Genomic DNA, 18,549 nt, shown 5'->3' with positions numbered 1-18,549 from the left:
TACTAAAATTGGTTCAACAACATTTTATTTGTCATTTTCCCTTTTTTTAAAATCCGCTCAGCTGCAACAAAAAAAACGCCCCTGTCTCCAGGAACGTCTTTCTCTACTCTCTTTTACCACACCTTGATAACGCCAGTTTGAAACGGAAGTGTTGCTTGCGATCATGAACACGGGCAACACCAACCGCTCCGTTTTTGCACAAAAAAACAACCATGCAGGTGATAGCGACCGTCCCTCTCCCCTCCGGCTCCTCTACCCCTTCGCCACTCGCCGCAAATCAGCCTCGACCATCATGTGAATCAACTCAACCAGATTTGTCTTTGGCGCCCAGCCCAGCTCCCGCTTTGCTTTTTCCGGGTTGCCCAAAAGGACATCGACTTCTGCCGGGCGGTACAGGTCCGGGTCGATCACCAAATAATCCTTGTAGTTCAGCCCGACGTAATCAAAGGCGATTTTGCACATGTCCTCGACCGTTGATGTTTTTCCGGTGGCAATGACATAGTCGTCCGGCTTCTCCTGTTGCAGCATGAGCCACATTGCCTCTACAAAATCGCCCGCAAAGCCCCAGTCGCGCTTCGCGTGGATATTGCCCAGCCGCAGCTCGTTTTGCTTTTTGGCGACGATGCGGGCGACGGCGTGTGTCACTTTTCGGGTCACAAATTCGAGCCCGCGCAAAGGGGATTCATGATTGAACAAAATGCCGTTGCAGCAGTACATTTGGAAGCTCTCGCGATAGTTTTTCGTCATCCAGTACCCGAACAGCTTGGATACAGCGTACGGACTGCGCGGGTAAAAAGGCGTTTTCTCGGATTGCTGCGGCTCCTGGATGAGCCCGTACAGTTCGCTGGAGGAAGCTTGATACATCTTGATAGCCGGATTCGTCTCGCGGATCGCTTCCAGTACGTGCAAGACCCCCATCCCGGTAGACTGTGCGGTCAAAATCGGCTGCTCCCACGAGGAGCCGACAAAGCTTTGCGCCGCCAAATGATACACTTCATCCGGCTGCGTTGCCTTCAGCGCCCTCATCAGGGACGCCAGGTCCAAAATGTCTCCGTCCCTGTACTCCACCTCATCGGCGATGCCCAAATACTCCAGCCGCCAGCGGTCCACGGTGCTGCGACGCGGCACCAGTCCTACCACACGATAGCCCTTTTCCAGCAAAAATTTTGCCAAATACGCGCCGTCCTGTCCGGTGATTCCTGTAAGGAAAGCTGTTTTCATCGGCCACCTCTCCCCCTCGTTGCCATTGCAGCAAGCCAACTGCCCTCCGCCATCCAAAATGTGTGCGGCTTGCCTTGCTGGCTCCTGCACACTGTCCGGCACGGCTCATTTCGCACTGTTTTATTTATATGCAAGCCGACTGGCAAATGTTTTGCGTACCTTCCTGCTGCCCGGTTCGAATCCGCCCCGGTGGACGGCCACAGCCGGCAGCAATTTTGCCCGGAGCCTTCACTCCCCTCCGCGCCCGGTAATATCCTAAAGCAACGATCTGCATTTATCGGTGGGAGTGAAGACAACCATGACAACAGATTGGCAGGTACATTATACACGCTGGAAGGAATACCCGGACTTGGAACCGGAGCTTCGCCGCCAGCTCGAACAGTTGGAAGGCGACGAAAAAAAACGGGAGGACTGCTTTTACAAGCCGATTGCCTTCGGGACGGGAGGAATGCGCGGGGTGATGGGGCCGGGAATCAACCGGATCAACCTGTACACGATCCGCAAAGCCACGGCTGGCCTGGCCCTGCACTTGCTTGAACAGGAGACGGACCTGGCCGCGCTGAAGGTGGCGATCGCCTACGACTCGCGCGCCCATTCGCACACGTTCGCGCTGGAAACGGCCAAAGTGCTTGGCCACTACGGCATCACAGCCTGTCTGTTCGAGCAGCTCTGCCCGACGCCGCTGCTCTCTTTTGCCGTCCGCCATTTGGGTGCGAGTGCAGGAGTTGTCATCACGGCGAGCCACAATCCGCCCGAATACAACGGCTACAAAATTTACGGCGCAGACGGAGGACAAATTCCGCCGGAAGCAGCCGCGCGAATTTTTGCCAAAATCGAGCAGGCAGGCGATGAACTGCGAATCGGCACGAGCGAAGTGACTGAGCTAATGGACCGCGGACTATTACACATGATCGGCGACGAAGTGTTTGCCGCCTACATGACCTGTCAAAAACAACTGCGCCTTCCCGCCGCCGAGCTCGCCCTTTGCACGCATCAGCCGCGAATCATTTTCTCCCCCTTGCACGGTACGACCCTTGCACCGATCACGCAAGGGCTGCAAGCGCTTGGCTTTACACAGGTACATGTCGTCTCCCGGCAGGCTGAACCTGATCCGCTGTTTCCAACAGTCGCGACACCCAATCCGGAGGAGCCGGAAAGCTTCCGGATGGCGCTGAAGCAGGCGCGTAAAAAAGGCGCAGACCTCATTATCTGCACCGATCCGGACGGAGACAGGCTCGGAGTGGCCGTCCGGACAGGGCCGAACCAGCACGTCATCCTGAACGGAAATCAGACAGGCGTCTTGCTGCTCGACTATATTTTGACACAGGAAAAAAAGGCGGGGACACTTCCAGCCCGGGCAGCCGTCGTGAAAACCGTCGTCACCTCGGAAATGGTGCGGGCAATCGCCTCCGACTACGGCGTTGCCACAATTGATACGTTGACCGGCTTCAAATACATCGGGGAAAAAATTCACGAGTTCGCGCAAAGCGGCACGCATGCGTTTTTGTTTGGTCTGGAGGAAAGCTGCGGCTATTTGCGCGGCGATTTTGTCCGGGACAAAGACGCGGTGCAGGCGGCCTTTCTGCTTGCTGACGCCTGTGCCTGCCTGCTCGCGAAAGGATCCAGCCTGTACCAACGCTTGCAGGAGCTGTACGAAAAGTACGGGCACTACCGGGAGGATCTCGTCTCCATCACGTATCCGGGCAAAGACGGAATGGAAACCATGACCGCCATCCTCGCCGCTTTGCGCAGCAAGCCGTTGGCATCTGTCGCAGGCCGCCATGTGACCTCGATTGACGACTACTTGCACGGCAAGCGCTGGCATAAAGAAACGAACGGGACGGAGCCTTTATCGCTGCCTGCAAGCGACGGCTTGAAGTACACGCTGGGCGAGCAGGGCTGGTTTTGCATCCGCCCATCCGGCACGGAACCGAAAATGAAGCTGTATTTTGGCGTCAAGAACACCTCAGAGGCGGCTGCCCTGCAAGCACTCTCGGACATAAAAAAAGCCGTACTTGCCTATTTGCAGCAACTGCTGCCCGTCTAGTCTTCTCTTCATCGTATTTGCGATGCAGCCAAAAGACTTGGTCACTTGCTCCCCTTGTTCCATAAAAAGGCGAAAAAGGCGGACAGCAACTGCCCGTTCTACTTGCATGCGCCCTGCAAACGGTCGTGTGCGCAAAAGACATTCGCCGTGCCAGTCTGTGCATGTTTTTACTATATATAAAGCATCTGCTTTCTCGCTTTTCAGGCGGTTCGCCTGCTTTCGCCAAACCATCACGAACAAGGGGGGACGCCTCTTGAAAGCTTTGATTACCGGCATTACCGGTTTTGCCGGCAGCCATTTGGCAGAGTACCTGCTCGCGCGCGGCGACGTCGAAATCTACGGAACCTACCGGGCACGCAGCCGGATGGACCATATCGCACATATTGCAGACCGCATCCGGCTTGTAGAATGCGAACTGCAGGACCGCGAAGCTGTCGAGAAGATGATTGCCCAGATCAAGCCGGAACACATTTACCACCTCGCTGCCCAAAGCTTCGTCCCCGCCTCCTGGAGTTTTCCCGCCGAAACATTGATGAACAATATCGTCAGCCAGCTGCATATTTTTGAAGCCGTCCGAATGGCAGGTATTCCGTGCAAAATCCAGGTGGCTTGCTCCAGTGAGGAATACGGCCTTGTTTATCCGGATGAATTGCCTGTGCAAGAAACGAACCCGCTGCGTCCGCAAAGTCCATACGCCGTCAGCAAGATCGCGCAGGACTTTCTCGGCTACCAATATTATCAAAGCTACGGATTGTCGATTGTCCGCACCCGCACCTTCAACCATACGGGGCCGCGGCGGGGCGAGCGGTTTGTCACCTCGAACTTCGCCAAGCAAATTGCCCAGATCGAGCTTGGCTTGCAGCCCCCGCATGTGTACGTCGGAAACTTGCAAGCAAGGCGCGACTTTACCGATGTGCGCGATGTCGTCAAAGCGTACTGGCTCGCACTGGAACGGGGCGTGCCCGGGAGTGTCTACAACATTTCTTCGGGAAGCACGCGCACCATCCAGGAAGTGTTGGATACGCTGCTTTCTTTTACCTCTGCACCCGTCCAGATTTTGGTCGATCCAAAACGACTGCGCCCTTCTGACGTAGAGGTTTTGCTCGGCGACGCCACCGCTTTTTGCGAGCAAACGGGCTGGAAGCCGGAAATTCCCTTCCACCAGACCATGCGCGACCTGCTGCAATACTGGCGGGACACGTTGCAAGCCCAAGCGCGAACAAAGGGGGGAGGCTAATGGGACATCATGACTTGCCGCTGGTCAGTATCATCACGCCTTCGTTCAATCAGTCCGCTTATATCCGCCAAACAATCGAGAGTGTTTTGAGCCAGGACTATCCGAACATCGAGCACATCGTCGTCGACGGCGGCTCTACCGATGGTACGGTGGATATTTTGCGGGAGTACACGCATCTGGGGGACCGTTTCCGCTATATTTCCGAGCCGGATCGCGGCCAGTCGCATGCGATCAACAAAGGCCTGGCGTTTGTGAACGGACAAATCATCGGCTGGTTGAACTCCGACGACAAATACATGCCTGGAGCCGTCACAAAAGCAGTGAACGCCCTGACAGCCAATCCGCACTGGGCCATGGTGTACGGCAACGCCCTGCACATCAACGCCGAGGACAAGATCACCAGTGTCTACCCGACGAAGCCGTTTTCCCGCCAGGCGCTGTTTCTGTTTTGCATTATCTGCCAGCCGGCTGCCTTTATCCGCAAAGAGGTGTTCCAGGCGGTCGGAGGCGTCGATGAAAACTTGCACTATTGCATGGACTACGATTTATGGATGCGCATCTCCAAATCGTATGCAGTCGGTCACATCCAAGACTTTCTCGCCGCCTCCCGCCTGCATCCTGCCTGTAAATCCATTGCGCTGGAGGTCGATCTCGGTCTGCCTGAGATTTTGCTGGCCAGCGTCCGCCACTTTGGCACTGTTGCCAATCATTGGCTGTACCATTTTTTGACGCACTACCCAGGCAAAGGGGTGTTCTGGTACCTCGACCTGTTCAAAAGCTACCGGGTTTTTGGCAACACGCCGATTCTCGTGGACAGCAACCGCTACCCGTCTTCCTGGGTTCCGCCGCGCTACCGGCTGCACCTGCATGTCGATCCGGCCCAGCCGCTGCACGCCCTGCTCATCAAAGGCGTGAATCCGCTGTTCGATCAGCCCGTTCACGTGCATGTCATGGTCAACCATGCTCCTGTTGCCCATCATGTCATTCCGGCCGGGCCGTTTGAAACGAGCATTCCGGTTCCTGTCAGTGAAGCCAACTCGTTTGTCGAGCTTGTTTGCAGCCGCCAGCAAGCACTCCCGGACAGCGAAGCGGCAGAAAACAACGGCACTGTCAGCTTTCAGGTTCAGAACGTGTTTCCACTCTCCGCGCAAGAGTACCAGTTTTATGTGCACTACAAAACAAATCCCCAAAAGGTAGCTGACTGGCTGTTGAAAAACAGGAATCCAGTCCCTTCGCTGTGACCACATCCGCGAAAGGAAGGTGTTGCTTTCATGAATCTGTCGGACCAACGAATCGTCGTAACCGGCGGAGCAGGCTTTCTCGGAAAGCATGTGCTAAAAAAGCTTGAAGCCCTGCACTGCAAGCACCTGTTCGTGCCGCGAAGCCGCGACTTTGATTTGCGCAAAGAAGCCGACATCGTCCACATGCTGCAGACGTTTGCCCCGGACATCATCATCCATCTCGCTGCTGTCGTAGGAGGGATCGGCGCCAATCAAAAAAACCCCGGCAAATTTTTTTACGACAACCTGATGATGGGCACACAGCTCATGGAGCAGGCGAGATTGTTTGGCGTGGAAAAGTTTGTTGCCATCGGGACGATTTGCTCCTATCCGAAGTTTGCCCCTGTTCCTTTTCAGGAGGAAGACCTGTGGAACGGCTATCCGGAGGAGACAAATGCCCCGTACGGCCTGGCGAAAAAAATGATGCTGGTGCAATCCCAGGCGTATCGCGAGCAGTACGGCTTCAACTCCATTTTCTTGCTGCCCGTGAATTTGTACGGTCCCCACGACAATTTTGATCTGGAGACATCCCACGTCATTCCCGCCATCATCCGCAAATGTCTGGAAGCCAAGGAACAGCACAAGGACGAGATCGTTCTCTGGGGCACAGGCAACGTCACCCGCGAGTTCATCTACGTAGAGGATGCTGCGCGTGCGATCGTGCTTGCCACCCAGCACTACAACTCCTCTGATCCGGTCAACATCGGCTCTGGCGAGGAAATGACGATTCGCGAGCTGGCTGAGACGATTCAAAAGCTGTGCGGGTACGAGGGGCGGATCGTCTGGGATGCCAGCAAGCCCGACGGACAGCCGCGGCGAAAGCTCGCAACAGATAAGGCCAGAGCCGCGTTCGGTTTTACCGCTACGACACCGCTGATCGCGGGCCTGCAGCAAACAATCGACTGGTACCGCCAGCACAGGCGCGATGAAGGGGTGAAAACACCGTGAAAATCGGAGTGAACCTGCTTGCCTGCATTCCCGGAAAAATCGGCGGGATGGAGCAGTACGTGCGCAATCTGCTGGCGTACTCCATACAAAGCGGCGATCAAAACCAATGGTTCCTGTTTTTGAGCAAAACCAACTACCACACCTTTCCCAATCACCCGAAAATAATGAAGGTGATGATGCACGACCACATCGATGCGCACAAGCAGTTCCACAGCTGGATTCGCAGCCTCCGCCTCGATCTGTGGTTTTGCCCGCTTTTGGTGCTGAACCCGTACGATGTCACCATACCGAGCGTCATCAACATTCCCGATATCCAGCACGAATTTTACCCGCAGTTTTTCGACGAGAAGTCCTTGCAGTGGCGCAAGGCGACCTACCAGTCCTCCGCACTCAAGGCCAATGCCGTCCTGACCTTGTCGGAATACTCGCGGGAGAGCATGATCGCCAAGTTCGGGGTGCCGCCGCATCGCATACACGCCATCCATCTCGACTCAGCGCATGAGTTCACCTTGCCGTTTGACGAGACGCAAAATCAGCTTGTCCGGCAAAAATACAACCTGCCTGCGCATTACGGCTTTTATCCGGCCAACACGTGGTGGCACAAAAACCACGTCTCGCTGTTGCAGGCACTCGCCTATTTGCGCGACGAGCACAAGCTGAAAATTCACATGGTGTTCACCGGAGCGCCGCAGGAAGCGCACAGGCAGGTCATGGCGACGATCAAACAGCACCAGTTGTCCGACCAGATTACGTGGCTGAATTACATTCCGCAGGAGGAAATGCCGTATTTGTTCCGCAACGCGAACTTCCTCTGCTTCCCCTCCCTGTTTGAAGGCTTCGGAATCCCGCTGGTTGAGGCGATGCGAAGCGAGCTGCCGATCATCTGCTCCAGCAGCGGCAGCATTCCCGAAATCGTCGGAGACGCAGCCTTGACATTCGACCCGAATTCTCCTGAAGACATCGCGCAAAAAATGGTCGAAGTGCAAAACGAGCATGTACGCGCTGCGCTCATCGCCAAAGGCTTGCAGCAGGCGAGCAAGTTTTCCTGGTCCAAATGCGCGCAGCAAACCCTCGCTATCTTGCACCAGATCGCAGGAAAATAACGGATTCACGAAAGGAGCATGCTCATGTCACGTATGGAAGAAATCCGCCGGGTGTGGCAACAGGAGTTGCGCATCCCTTTTCCCCTCACCGCTCAGGAGACGTGGGATTTCTGGCTGCTGGAATGCCCGCCGTACGAGGTCAAAACCGCAGCCGTCACCGAGTATGGAAAACGCCATCAGATTCGCACCTTCATTGAGACAGGCACGTATCGCGGTTACATGGTGGCCGCGCAAAAGGACGTGTTCTCGCGCATTTATTCCATTGAACTGGACCCTGACCTGTACCTCGCCGCCAGAACCCATTTTGCCGCCGACCAGCACATCTCCATCCTGCACGGAGACAGCGCCAAGGTGCTCCCCGAGTTGCTCGCTTCCATTACGGAGCCTTGCCTGTTCTGGCTGGACGGACATTACATCCCGCTGTCGACCGATTCCGCCAAAGGCGATCTGGATACACCGATTTTGGAAGAACTGGCGGCCATCCTGTCCCATCCTGTGCGCAATCACGTCATTCTGATCGACGACGCGCGCTGCTTCATCGGCTCAAACCCACTGCTAAACGACTATCCGACCATCGCCGAGTTGAAGCAGTACGTTTTGGACCTGCGCCCCGATCTGCACTTCGAGGTCAAGGACGACATTATCCGCATCTACGCGCCCATCCCGCAAGATGCGCAAAAAACCGTCACCTTCCGCCTGCCTTTTGACGAAAAATCGTTTCTCGTGCATGGCAGCTCGTCCGACCAGAGCGTCTTGCATTACATCGAAATAGCGGACGGTCTCTACGAAGATTACGTTCTCAACGTCCTGAAGCGCGTCGTCCAGCCGGATTACACGTGCCTGGACATCGGGGCCAATCTCGGCACGATCTCGCTTGCGCTCAGCTATCTGGCGCCGCGCGGCAAGGTGTACGCGTTCGAGCCTTCTGCCGTCAACCTCGCCTTTTTGAAGCAAACGCTCAACGACAATGGCGCAAGCAACGTAGAGCCTGTTCCGCTCGGCGTATTTGACCGGAACGGCATCATCGAGTTTTGCGAGGTGGATCGCGGGGGAGGCTGGTCGTTTATCGCCAGCGAAGCGACCTCTGCTGCCACCAACACGATCACTTGCACGCGCCTGGATGACTGGGTTTCTGACCGCGGCCTGTCGCGCATTGATCTGATTAAGCTCGATGTGGAAGGCGCCGAAATTCAGGTATTGCAGGGGGGAATAGAGACTTTCCAAAAGTTTGACCCCGATCTGGTCATCGAGTTCAATCCTGACAATTTGCGCGGGTATTTCGGCAAGGACCCGAACGAGCTGTTCCTCCGCTTGTTTGCTCTCTACTCGCATCTGTACCTGATAAAGCGGGACGGCGAACTGATGAATATCACCTCGTACCCCCAACTGATCGATGCCATCAAGCCGCTTCATGGCGACCTGTTTTGCACAAACAAAACGTTCCTGCTTTGATGATTTTGGGACAAAAAATACCCGGCTGCGTACCCACGACGTGGGGGCAACCGGGTTATTTTCCATTTTTCGCTGTCTCTTTTTGCAGAAGCATCGTCAGTCCTTGCTCCAGTGATACCCGTTCCTTCCAGCCAAGCTCACGGAGCTTGCGCGTGTCGGCCTGTGAGCACATAAGCTCCCCCGGCCGCTGCGGCAGCGCTCCGAATTGCAACTGTGCCGTCGAGCAGGTCAGCGAATGGATTTTTTCCACCAGCTCGCGGACAGCAGTCGCTCTGCCCGTTCCCACCTGATATTCCAGATACGCTCCTTTGGGGAGCGAGTCTTTTTGCCGCAGCAGAAGCAAATACGCCTCCACCACGTCCGTCACATACACAAAATCGCGCTTCTGCTCGCCGGAAGTAAGGGCAAGTCTGGCTCCGTCCTGCAAGCATTGGCGGATGACGTACGGGATGAATTTGTCAGGCTGGTCGTCCGGCCCGTACACGTGCTCCAGGCGCATATTGGCAAACGTCAGCCCGTACTGGACGGCTGCATGCGCTCCCCATTCCGCAAACTGCTTTTTCGTCAGATGATAGCCCGCCAGATGCGTCGCGCCAAAGGCCAGGGATGCACGGGAAAACGTATCCGTGTTCACAAACAGCCCGGTTCCATACTCGCAGCAAGCACGAAGCAGGCGCAGCGGAAACAGCACATTGGCTTCCACCAGCGCCGCTTCCGACTCGCCCCTGCGTCCGTAAGCGGTTGCAGCATGCATGACGGCGTCAAAAGGACCGTGCCGGGAAAAAGCCGAAAGCAGGTCCGCCGCGTCCACATCGCAAGCGGCAAGCTCACTAGCAATATCTGCCAACCTGGAGCAATCCGAGGTGCTCCGCTTCAAGATCGTCACCTGATGCCCTTCCGCAAGCAGCGCGCGCGCCAGATGGCTGCCCAAAAAGCCTGTCGCTCCGGTGAGCAATACTTTCATGCTCGGCCCCCTTTGCTTTGTCCTCGTCTGCTACTTCCACTCCGCTTTTCCACTTCTCCATAGAGACTCCAGGTAATTTTTGTCGCGCATCGTGTCCATCGGATGCCAAAAGCCCGTATGCCGATACGCGGCCAGATTTCCTTCCTGCGCCAACTGCTCCAGCGGTCCCTGCTCAAATACCGTCGTGTCGTCAGCAAGATAGTCAAAAACCTCTGGCTGCAAAACGAAAAATCCGGCATTGATCCAGCCTCCGTCGCCATTCGGCTTTTCCCGGAAACCATTGACCTGTCCGTCGGCAGAAAGATCGAGCGCCCCAAATCTTCCAGGAGGTTGCACAGCGGTAATCGTCGCCAGCTTGCCATGGGACTGATGAAAGGCAACGAGTGCGGAGATGTCAATGTTGCCTACTCCATCGCCGTACGTGAGCATAAACGGCTCGTCGCCAATGAACGGCTGAATGCGCTTGATCCGGCCACCCGTCATCGTATCCTTGCCTGTATCGATCAAAGTCACCCGCCACGGGTCGCGACAGCGATTGTGCAAGATGACTTCATTTCCCTGGCGAAAATCAAACGTCACATCCGACTGGTGCAAAAAATAATGGGCGAAATACTCTTTCATCATATAGCCTTTGTAGCCAAGGCAAATCACGAAGTCGTTGTACCCGTACCTGGAGTAGATGGACATGATATGGCAAATGATCGGCTTTTCCCCGATTTCAATCAGGGGTTTCGGCCGAAGCTGTGATTCTTCGCCGATTCGCGTGCCATACCCGCCGGCCAGTATGACGACCTTCACGGCCCCCCCTCCTTCCTGTATTGCTCAATGTGCGCCAGGCACACTTGCCGCGTGTCTTCGTTTCGCTGGTAGGCTCTTGTCCATTCCACGATGCGATCCAGCGCCTGCTCGACCGTCCAGTGCGGCCGCCAGCGCAGCAGCTCTCTCGCCTTGGTGCTGTCCAGCTTCAGGAATGTCGCCTCATGGTAGGCGACGCGCTCTGCGATGTGATAGGTTGCCTGTGCTCCCCATTTTGCACACAGCCGCGCAGCCAGCCATTCGACGGTTTTGGCATCGTCTGCATTCGGCCCGAAATTCCAGCTCGACGAGTAGCGCGGGGCATCTTCGTACAGCTTTTGTGCGAGCAGCAAATAGCCGTGCAGCGATTCCAGTACATGCTGCCAGGGTCGGATCGCCTGTGGCTGACGAAGCTGGATCGGCTTGCCGCCTAGCAGACTGTCCAGCAAATCGGGAACCAGTCGGCCAGGCGTAAAGTCGCCACCGCCGATGACATTTCCTGCCCGTGCCGTTGCAATCCCGATGGGCGGCACCTTTTCCTGCGCTTCTCCCCCCTGAAAAAAGGAAGCCCGGTAGCAGGCGGTCACCAGTTCCGCGCACGCCTTGCTGTTCGAGTACGGATCGTGCCCGCCCAGCGTGTCCACCTCCCGATACCCCCACGTCCACTCCTTGTTTTCGTAGCATTTGTCGGTAGTGACGTTGACGAGCGCCCTGATCGGAATACCTGTCTCTCGCGCAGCACGAACCGCTTCCAGCAAATAGACCGTGCCCATCACATTCGTCTCGTATGTGGCGACAGGCTCGACGTACGACACCCCGACCAGCGGCTGGGCAGCCATGTGGATGACGATGTCGGGACGGGCTGACAGCAGCGTATCCGTCAGCTTTTTGCGTTCGCGGATGTCGCCTGTCACGGAATGAATCAACGAGTCGATGCGGCATAGCTCATATAAACTGGGCTTTGTCGGCGCCGGCAGCGCGTATCCAGTCACCTGTGCGCCGAGCGTATGCAGCAAAAGGCACATCCACGCGCCTTTGAAGCCGGTATGCCCTGTCAGAAACACTTTTTTTCCTTGCCAAAAGGTCGCGTCTGGCCGCATCATGCTTCACTGACCATTTCCATAATGTCGTGCCAGCTCATGCCCAGCCGCACAATGTCGTCCTCGACCAGCTTGCTGCCCATTTGCACCTCGATAATATCCAGGTCGCTGACCGCCTTGATCGCATGCTTGGCACCTACCGGGATTTCGACCACATCGCCCGGCTTGACGCGACGCAGACGGTCATTCAGGACAAAATCGCCCTCGCCCTCCACGATCATCCAGACTTCGCTGCGAAAGTGATGGTATTGGTAGCTCAAATTTTTTCCCGCGTGCAGGTGAAGCTGCTTGGTCAACACCTCGACCTTGTCGTTCATTTTCTGAAACTGCAAGACGTGGTACCAGCCCCATCTGCGCTCTTCGAACATCGGCCGCCGCGACCAGTCGTTGGCGATGTCTTTGACGACATGGCTTTTGTCTTTTGCCGCGACCAGAATCCCGTCCGGGCTGGCAGCTACCACGACATCAGAGACGCCAATCGTGACAATCGGCAAGTCCAACTCATTGATGACGTGCGTGTTGGTACTCTCTACCAGGTGCACTTGCCCAACCGAGCTGTCGCTCATCTCTTCTGTCAATGTGTTCCACGTCCCAAGGTCCTTCCAGTGGCCTTCGTATGGCACGACCACGACATGCCTGGCTTTCTCGACAATCTCGTAATCAAAGCTGATTTTCGGCAGTTCCAGATAGCGCGCAGCCAGCTCGTCGTAGTCGACGGGCAGCTTTCTCTTCTGCAATTCGCCCAGCAAATAGCCCAGGCGAAACGCAAAGACGCCGCAATTCCACAGCGCGCCCTGCGCAAGCAGCCTGTTTGCCGCCTCCACAGAAGGCTTCTCGGTAAAACGCTCGACCTGCAGAGAGCTTTGCGGGCCGCTTTTTTTCTGGACCGGAACGATATAGCCGTACTTGGTGGAAGGATACGTCGGCGCGACTCCCATCAACGCAAGCTCTGCTTTCGATTCCATGATGACGCGCTCCAGACTTTTGAGCTTTTGAAAAAAATGCTCCTCCACAAACGAATCGACGGGCATGACGGTGACAACCTCGTCTGGCCCCAGGTGCTCGACACTGTGCAAATAGCTTGCAATCAAGGCAATCGCGGGAAACGTATCCCTTTTTTGTGGCTCCAAAATCAAGGGCACATTCGGCCCCAGCTGGTTGTAGATGAGATCCACCTGCGATTGACTCGTCGAAATATAGGCCATATCCATGCATTGATTGGCAGCAAGCTGCCTCCACACCCGCTGAACCATGGACTCCGGCTCGCTTTCCCCATTGCGAATCAGCTTCAAAAACTGCTTGGAACGAACATCGTTGGAGAGCGGCCACAGTCTTTTGCCCGAACCGCCCGACAGCAACACCAGTTTCATCCAGGCCACCTCTGTCCGTTATACTTCATGCATGCATCATCATATGAAACGATGATAGAGGATGACCGTTTTGCGAGTGAAAATGGTCTGTTCTCCCGCTTTTTCACGCAAACCGCGCCTGCAAGACAAACGCCCCGACGCGATCGGTCGGGGCATGGCCTCTAGCGGATGGCAACGCCTCACGTCTGCTCGGTCCACCTGCGTGCGGCGTAGTCGTAAAAGTAGATTCCCGGCTCATGCGGAATGTGCGGGAACCAGAAGTCTTTCATGTAGCTTTTGGCCGTCAGCCCTTGAAAATGCAGCGAATACAGCCGCTTGAATGCACCGCTGGCCAAATCCTTGCAGAAAAGCTTCCCGTCGATCGCATACACTTTTTTCTTGCCTGCCAGACTCTCGGCCCAGAGCGGGCGATTCACATTTTCGTCAAAAAAGGCATCGCCAAACGACCCGTGCGTATGCTGCCTGCCGGAGTAAGAGCGGAAGTAAAGCAGGAAAAGCACCATATCCGACACAAGCGGCACCCCTTCGATCACCTGGTCGAATTCGAGCGTCTTTTGCACGAGCACCGGAAACATTTGCGGGTTCACAAAATATTGCATCGTCATGTTGCAGAAGCGATCCAGCGTATTCAAGTCTATGAAACTTGTCCACGCGAACTCCATGGAAAACGATTGAAACTCAGGCTGATTGACGTTGGCGTAGAGCATCACGTCCGAGTCGAGGTAAAAACAGCTTTGCAGCCCGTTTTTGCGCATGAAGTCGCGGAGAATAAACCAGCGCTGAAAACAGAACAGATTATATCCGTAGCTCATGACATGCATGTGTCGATACACCTTCGCAAACATTTGCGCCGCCTGCATGTACGAATCCAGCGGAACATGGATGATGCCTGGAGCAGCGTGTTTGCGGTTCGCCTCTTTGCCGAGCAGGTAGACGGGAGATTGGGGGTTGCTGAGCTTTGCTTGCCGCAAGCTGTAAGCTAAATAGTCGTCATCGCCCCTGTGCATGAAAATGATAGGCAAGGACATCGGTGCACCCCTCCTGTTCAGTCATTTTCCTTCACTTTATGCGCCTTCTGCTGCGGCGGAAACGGCCACTGCTTGTGCCTGCTGCCTAAATCCCCCTTCCTGTACGAGAGATTGGGGGATTACACCTGTTTCCCGCTATCTGCCGCGTTCATATCGTAATGTAGCATGATCGCATTTTTGCATGGACTGCCGATTTTCTCGAAGGAGGGACATGAGTGGGAGGAAGATGGACAGACGATGAGATTTTGGCCGAGATCAGCAAGCGCACATGATATCACAAGATTCAACTGCGACCCGGCATCGCCACTCCCGGCCTGAAAATTTTGGAGCCGCTCTGGGAGAGCACGCGCAAGTCCAGGGCGCATATCAACTACGCCGGTAAACGCGTGCTGGACATTGCCAGCTTTGACGGGATGTGGGCCTTCGAGGCGGAGCAGCTCGGCGCGTCGCTTGTCGTCGCTACTGATTGCATGCAGCCCTTGTACTCCAACTTTGAGTTGTGCAAAGACATTCTCGGCAGCAAGGTCATTCCGATGTACAACGTTTCGCCGTACAACCTGTGGGATGGCCTGAAAGTGCTGCTCATGGACGATTTCACCGTTCCGCTGCCGTTCCCGCAGCAAATCCGCCACAACCTGTTCGATATTGTCCAGCATACGGGTCTTCTCTATCATGTGCGCGATCCGCTGTGGACACTGTCGCAAGCGCGCAGCGTCATCAAGACAGGCGGACATCTGCTTTTGGAGACCGCCTGCATCCTGGACGACAACGAATCAAAAATGATCTACAACGGCCCTCCCGGCAACATGACCCGAATCTACCACGACATCACCACCTACTGGGTGCCTTCCATCCGCTGCTTGCGGGAAATGCTCGCCAGCACGCTTTTTGAAGTCTTGCCGCAAAGCATTTCGACGATCAGCTCCGGAATCAAAAACAACTATCCGATCGGCCGCGTCAGCATGGTCGCAAGAGCGATCAGCGGGCGAGAAACCGCCGCCGATTCGTACGCGGAGCTTTTGCGCATTTACCGCAATCCGGGCCTGGTGCCTGACTACCTGTAATGGCTGCATTGTTGTTGGACAGACAACCGGGTGTGCGCTCCCACTTCCTCGCAGGGGGCGGCACACCTTGTTGCTTTTTGCTGCCCCCCAAAAATTAAGAAATGTATCCCGACGCAAAAGACGATTCTTGTACATATTCTATTGCAGGCGTGCTGTTTTTTGCTGCGCTGACTTCTTGGAAAGGAGTGACAGAAGTGTCTAGTGGGCAGTTGCCTCTCGTCAGTATCGTAACCCCTTCCTTCAACCAGGCAAAATTTATTCGCGAAACAATCAACAGCGTGCTTCTCCAAGACTACCCGAATCTGGAGATGATCGTAATCGACGGCGGGTCGACAGACGGTACACTCGCCATCCTGCAGGAATACGCCAGTGCGGACAGCCGCTTCCGATATATTTCCGAGCCGGACAACGGGCAATCTCATGCGCTCAACAAAGGCTTTACCATGTCACAAGGAACGATCATCGGCTGGCTCAACTCGGACGACACCTATCTTCCCGGAGCGATTCGCAAGGCTGTCACCGCCCTTTTGCAGCACCCGGCTTGGGGAATGGTTCATGGGAAATGCCGGGTCATCAACGAACAAGGCCAGGCCGTCCATACATTTCCGTCCTCGCACGCCGATGCCAAGCAACTGTACTACTCCTGCTGCATCTGCCAGCCTGCTGCTTTTATCCGCCGCAATGTCATCGCGCAGATGGGGGGCGTGGACGAAAAGCTGCATTTTTGCATGGACTACGAACTGTGGATGCGGATCGCCAAGTTTCATCAGATCGGCTTCGTTCCGGAGTTTTTTGCCAACGCACGTATCCACTCCACTTGCAAGTCGACGACCCAATGGCACTCGGTCGGAATTCCGGAAGTGTTCAAGTCGCTTGCCAAGCATTATTCGAGCATTCCCAGCGGTTGGGTGTCACACGTCTCGCAATATCGCGGGATGGGCGTCATTGACCTGTTGAAAATATACAAGTCGTTCCCTTCCAACTCGGCACATGTCACAAGCATCAACCGTTTTCCCGGCTCATGGGCTCCCCCTGTCCTGCGCATTATCGTCCAGTCGGATCGTGCCAATCCCGCTCACATCCTGCTCATCAAAGGCAAGGTTCCCACAGCCCGTACCAAGCTGGAAAAACCTTTTCACCTGACTGCGCTCGTCAACGGGGCACGCGCCAAGACGTTTACCGTGGAAAAATCGCAGTTCGCCCTGGAAATTCCGCTTGATCCACGCACGAACGTTCATAGCGTAGACATCGCTTCTTCGCTCATCACGCCGGCATCTGTCCCGTCCTTGCAAAACAAGCTGGTCGGCGGCTATCTGGCCGAAGAAGTGATTCCGCTCACCCACGATGAATTCATCGTGTACCATACGTTTTCCAGAGCGTGACAGACTTCACATGTACAGTCTCGTTTCAATCACGGCCGCCGCTCCTGCAATTGCCAGCAGGAGCAGAATGGGATAGGCGGCTGGTACATACGCGTACACCGCAACGGTCAAGACTGCCGTCCAGATTCCTACGCACCAGTGGCAACTGAGCAGCTCGCCAATCCAGCGGCGCACTTTTCCCCCTTTGAACCGATACTGGCGGTTCATTTGCCCGGTGTCGTCGGTTTCATACACGATGGTGAAAAATGGCTTGCGCAAAAAAGAAGTGATTTCGTCATACACGATCAAATGGGTGAGACGAAAGCTGGCCAGCACGAGAATGACCAGGTCAATCCACGAGATGCCAAACATCGACTTTTCCCTCTTTCCAATATTTTGTGGTTTTCTTCGCCGTTGAATCTCGAGTACCATGAGAAGGCGACAACCCAGAGAAAGGCGTGATGACATGAATCGCAACATTTCGAAGATTGCAGCTATCCTTTCCCTGTCCGTCACCTTCACCATGATCGGACAACCCGCTTTTGCAAAAACGACTTTTACCCCTCTGAAAAAAGGGATGAATAATGCGCGGGTGCTCGAAGTGGAAAAAATGCTCGATGCCCTGAACTTCGACCGCAAGCTGAAAGTAGACAAGCTTTATACCGCTGATACCGTGTACAACGTCAAGCAATTTCAAAAGAAATACAAGCTCAAGCAAACAGGAATCGTCAACAAGGCGACCTACGACAAGCTGAAAAAGACGTACAATGCCCTCAAGAAAAAGCCGGCACCAAAGCCGCAAGCACCTGCCAAGCCTGCCCAACCAGCCGATCAGGCGGTGACGCTCAAGCTTGGTTCCACTGGCGAACGGGTCAAGGATTTGCAAAAGATGCTCGCTGATCTGGGCTACAAGGTAACTGCGACAGGCAAATACGACGAATCGACCCGTTTTGCCGTCATGTTGTTCCAGTCCCGCAACAAGCAAACCCTGACGGGTGAAGCCGATGCGAAGACGTACAAAGCAATCGAAACTCAGCACAAGAACAACAAGAACCAACCGAAGCCAACTCCAGAACCAACACCAGCACCAACGCCGAAGCCGCCAGTCACTCCGGCTCCGACCCCAAGCCAGCCGGAAACACCGCAAAAGCCGGACACAGGCACACAAGTACCGTTGCCTGCCGAGCTTACGGCAGATGAGAAACAAATGGTGCAGTTGGTGAACCAGGAACGTACAAGCCGTGGACTCGCTCCGTATCAGGTAGACATGCAGCTGGTCAAGGTAGCGCGCGTCAAGGCGCAGGAAATGGTAGCCAAGGGCTACTTCAGCCACACCTCTCCGACGTACGGCTCGCCTTTCCAGATGATGGACACCTTTGGTATTCATTATATTGCCGCCGCTGAAAACATTGCCCAAAATCCGTCTGTCAGCGGTGCCCATCAAATGTTCATGAACTCTTCGGGTCACAAGGCGAACATCGTCAGCCCTACCTACGACTACGTCGGGATTGCTGTCGTGGACGGCGGTCCGCACGGAAAAACGTTTGTGCAAATGTTTTTGAAAAAGTAATGCTCATCG

16 protein-coding genes are annotated in these 18,549 nt (G+C 55.2%); 9 read left to right on the top strand and 7 right to left on the bottom strand.

Translation table 11 applies throughout. From position 1 onward, the window contains the following. Positions 1–252: 252 nt before the first annotated feature. The gene (locus AAFJ72_RS07070) at positions 253–1,221 is read right to left on the bottom strand and encodes a GDP-mannose 4,6-dehydratase (RefSeq protein ID WP_432776576.1); all 969 of its coding nucleotides are present in this window, start codon (positions 1,219–1,221) and stop codon (positions 253–255) included. 298 nt (positions 1,222–1,519) lie between these two features. On the opposite strand from AAFJ72_RS07070, the gene AAFJ72_RS07065 reads away from it, so the two are divergent. From AAFJ72_RS07065 to AAFJ72_RS07040, 6 genes are all read left to right on the top strand, one after another. Continuing rightward, complete coding sequence (locus tag AAFJ72_RS07065) at positions 1,520–3,268, top strand: phospho-sugar mutase (RefSeq protein WP_432776575.1); 1,749 nt, start codon at positions 1,520–1,522, stop codon at positions 3,266–3,268. A 253-nt stretch (positions 3,269–3,521) separates the two neighbouring features. Continuing rightward, the gene (locus tag AAFJ72_RS07060) at positions 3,522–4,505 is read left to right on the top strand and encodes a GDP-mannose 4,6-dehydratase (RefSeq protein WP_432776574.1); all 984 of its coding nucleotides are present in this window, start codon (positions 3,522–3,524) and stop codon (positions 4,503–4,505) included. After that, entirely contained in the window at positions 4,505–5,746 is a 1,242-nt protein-coding gene (locus AAFJ72_RS07055; RefSeq protein ID WP_432776573.1) for a glycosyltransferase family 2 protein, read from the top strand. The genes AAFJ72_RS07060 and AAFJ72_RS07055 overlap by 1 nt, the downstream gene beginning before the upstream one ends. Before the next feature lie 30 nt (positions 5,747–5,776). Then, positions 5,777–6,733, top strand: a complete 957-nt coding sequence (locus tag AAFJ72_RS07050; protein WP_432776572.1) for a GDP-L-fucose synthase family protein — start codon at positions 5,777–5,779, stop codon at positions 6,731–6,733. After that, entirely contained in the window at positions 6,730–7,836 is a 1,107-nt protein-coding gene (locus AAFJ72_RS07045) for a glycosyltransferase family 4 protein (protein ID WP_432776571.1), read from the top strand. Before AAFJ72_RS07050 ends, AAFJ72_RS07045 begins: the two co-directional genes overlap by 4 nt. A gap of 24 nt (positions 7,837–7,860) precedes the next feature. Beyond that, positions 7,861–9,288 (top strand): FkbM family methyltransferase, encoded by a 1,428-nt coding sequence (locus AAFJ72_RS07040; RefSeq protein ID WP_432776569.1) that lies wholly within the window; start codon positions 7,861–7,863, stop codon positions 9,286–9,288. A 55-nt stretch (positions 9,289–9,343) separates the two neighbouring features. On the opposite strand, the gene AAFJ72_RS07035 is transcribed toward AAFJ72_RS07040, so the two are convergent. From AAFJ72_RS07035 to AAFJ72_RS07015, 5 genes are all read right to left on the bottom strand, one after another. Next, positions 9,344–10,252, bottom strand: coding sequence for an NAD-dependent epimerase/dehydratase family protein (locus AAFJ72_RS07035; RefSeq protein WP_432776567.1), 909 nt, complete (start codon positions 10,250–10,252; stop codon positions 9,344–9,346). 30 nt (positions 10,253–10,282) lie between these two features. After that, positions 10,283–11,050: a glucose-1-phosphate cytidylyltransferase gene (gene rfbF / locus AAFJ72_RS07030; RefSeq protein ID WP_432776566.1), complete on the bottom strand. Its 768-nt coding sequence runs from the start codon at positions 11,048–11,050 to the stop codon at positions 10,283–10,285. Further along, positions 11,047–12,150 (bottom strand): CDP-glucose 4,6-dehydratase, encoded by a 1,104-nt coding sequence (rfbG, locus tag AAFJ72_RS07025; RefSeq protein ID WP_432776565.1) that lies wholly within the window; start codon positions 12,148–12,150, stop codon positions 11,047–11,049. The genes rfbF and rfbG overlap by 4 nt, the downstream gene beginning before the upstream one ends. After that, positions 12,147–13,517, bottom strand: a complete 1,371-nt coding sequence (locus AAFJ72_RS07020; protein ID WP_432776564.1) for a sugar phosphate nucleotidyltransferase — start codon at positions 13,515–13,517, stop codon at positions 12,147–12,149. The genes rfbG and AAFJ72_RS07020 overlap by 4 nt, the downstream gene beginning before the upstream one ends. Before the next feature lie 179 nt (positions 13,518–13,696). Then, entirely contained in the window at positions 13,697–14,545 is an 849-nt protein-coding gene (locus tag AAFJ72_RS07015; RefSeq protein ID WP_432776563.1) for a hypothetical protein, read from the bottom strand. A gap of 323 nt (positions 14,546–14,868) precedes the next feature. On the opposite strand from AAFJ72_RS07015, the gene AAFJ72_RS07010 reads away from it, so the two are divergent. Both AAFJ72_RS07010 and AAFJ72_RS07005 read left to right on the top strand, forming a co-directional pair. Further along, on the top strand, positions 14,869–15,609 hold the full coding sequence (locus AAFJ72_RS07010; RefSeq protein ID WP_432776562.1) for a DUF1698 domain-containing protein: 741 nt from the start codon (positions 14,869–14,871) through the stop codon (positions 15,607–15,609). 194 nt (positions 15,610–15,803) lie between these two features. Next, positions 15,804–16,991 (top strand): glycosyltransferase family 2 protein, encoded by a 1,188-nt coding sequence (locus AAFJ72_RS07005; protein WP_432776561.1) that lies wholly within the window; start codon positions 15,804–15,806, stop codon positions 16,989–16,991. Positions 16,992–16,997: 6 nt separating this feature from the next. On the opposite strand, the gene AAFJ72_RS07000 is transcribed toward AAFJ72_RS07005, so the two are convergent. Continuing rightward, positions 16,998–17,342, bottom strand: a complete 345-nt coding sequence (locus tag AAFJ72_RS07000; RefSeq protein ID WP_432776560.1) for a DUF1360 domain-containing protein — start codon at positions 17,340–17,342, stop codon at positions 16,998–17,000. Positions 17,343–17,436: 94 nt separating this feature from the next. On the opposite strand from AAFJ72_RS07000, the gene AAFJ72_RS06995 reads away from it, so the two are divergent. After that, positions 17,437–18,540 (top strand): peptidoglycan-binding protein, encoded by a 1,104-nt coding sequence (locus tag AAFJ72_RS06995; RefSeq protein WP_122906842.1) that lies wholly within the window; start codon positions 17,437–17,439, stop codon positions 18,538–18,540. The last annotated feature ends 9 nt before the right edge of the window (positions 18,541–18,549 follow it).

Source organism: Brevibacillus gelatini (assembly GCF_050920745.1).
GTDB classification, from domain to species: Bacteria; Bacillota; Bacilli; order Brevibacillales; family Brevibacillaceae; genus Brevibacillus; species Brevibacillus gelatini.
Note: the sequence above shows the minus strand (reverse complement) of the source record. Positions and strands in the feature narration are given on the sequence as shown.

What these genes read in the sequence shown, in the direction of transcription:
- AAFJ72_RS07040 (WP_432776569.1), top strand. Translation starts at nt 7,861, where the DNA reads ATGTCACGTATGGAAGAAATCCGCCGGGTGTGGCAACAGGAGTTGCGC.
- AAFJ72_RS07000 (WP_432776560.1), bottom strand. Translation starts at nt 17,342, where the DNA reads ATGTTTGGCATCTCGTGGATTGACCTGGTCATTCTCGTGCTGGCCAGC.
- AAFJ72_RS07050 (WP_432776572.1), top strand. Translation starts at nt 5,777, where the DNA reads ATGAATCTGTCGGACCAACGAATCGTCGTAACCGGCGGAGCAGGCTTT.
- AAFJ72_RS06995 (WP_122906842.1), top strand. Translation starts at nt 17,437, where the DNA reads ATGAATCGCAACATTTCGAAGATTGCAGCTATCCTTTCCCTGTCCGTC.
- AAFJ72_RS07055 (WP_432776573.1), top strand. Translation starts at nt 4,505, where the DNA reads ATGGGACATCATGACTTGCCGCTGGTCAGTATCATCACGCCTTCGTTC.
- AAFJ72_RS07065 (WP_432776575.1), top strand. Translation starts at nt 1,520, where the DNA reads ATGACAACAGATTGGCAGGTACATTATACACGCTGGAAGGAATACCCG.
- rfbG (WP_432776565.1), bottom strand. Translation starts at nt 12,150, where the DNA reads ATGATGCGGCCAGACGCGACCTTTTGGCAAGGAAAAAAAGTGTTTCTG.
- AAFJ72_RS07035 (WP_432776567.1), bottom strand. Translation starts at nt 10,252, where the DNA reads ATGAAAGTATTGCTCACCGGAGCGACAGGCTTTTTGGGCAGCCATCTG.
- AAFJ72_RS07015 (WP_432776563.1), bottom strand. Translation starts at nt 14,545, where the DNA reads ATGTCCTTGCCTATCATTTTCATGCACAGGGGCGATGACGACTATTTA.
- AAFJ72_RS07020 (WP_432776564.1), bottom strand. Translation starts at nt 13,517, where the DNA reads ATGAAACTGGTGTTGCTGTCGGGCGGTTCGGGCAAAAGACTGTGGCCG.
- AAFJ72_RS07070 (WP_432776576.1), bottom strand. Translation starts at nt 1,221, where the DNA reads ATGAAAACAGCTTTCCTTACAGGAATCACCGGACAGGACGGCGCGTAT.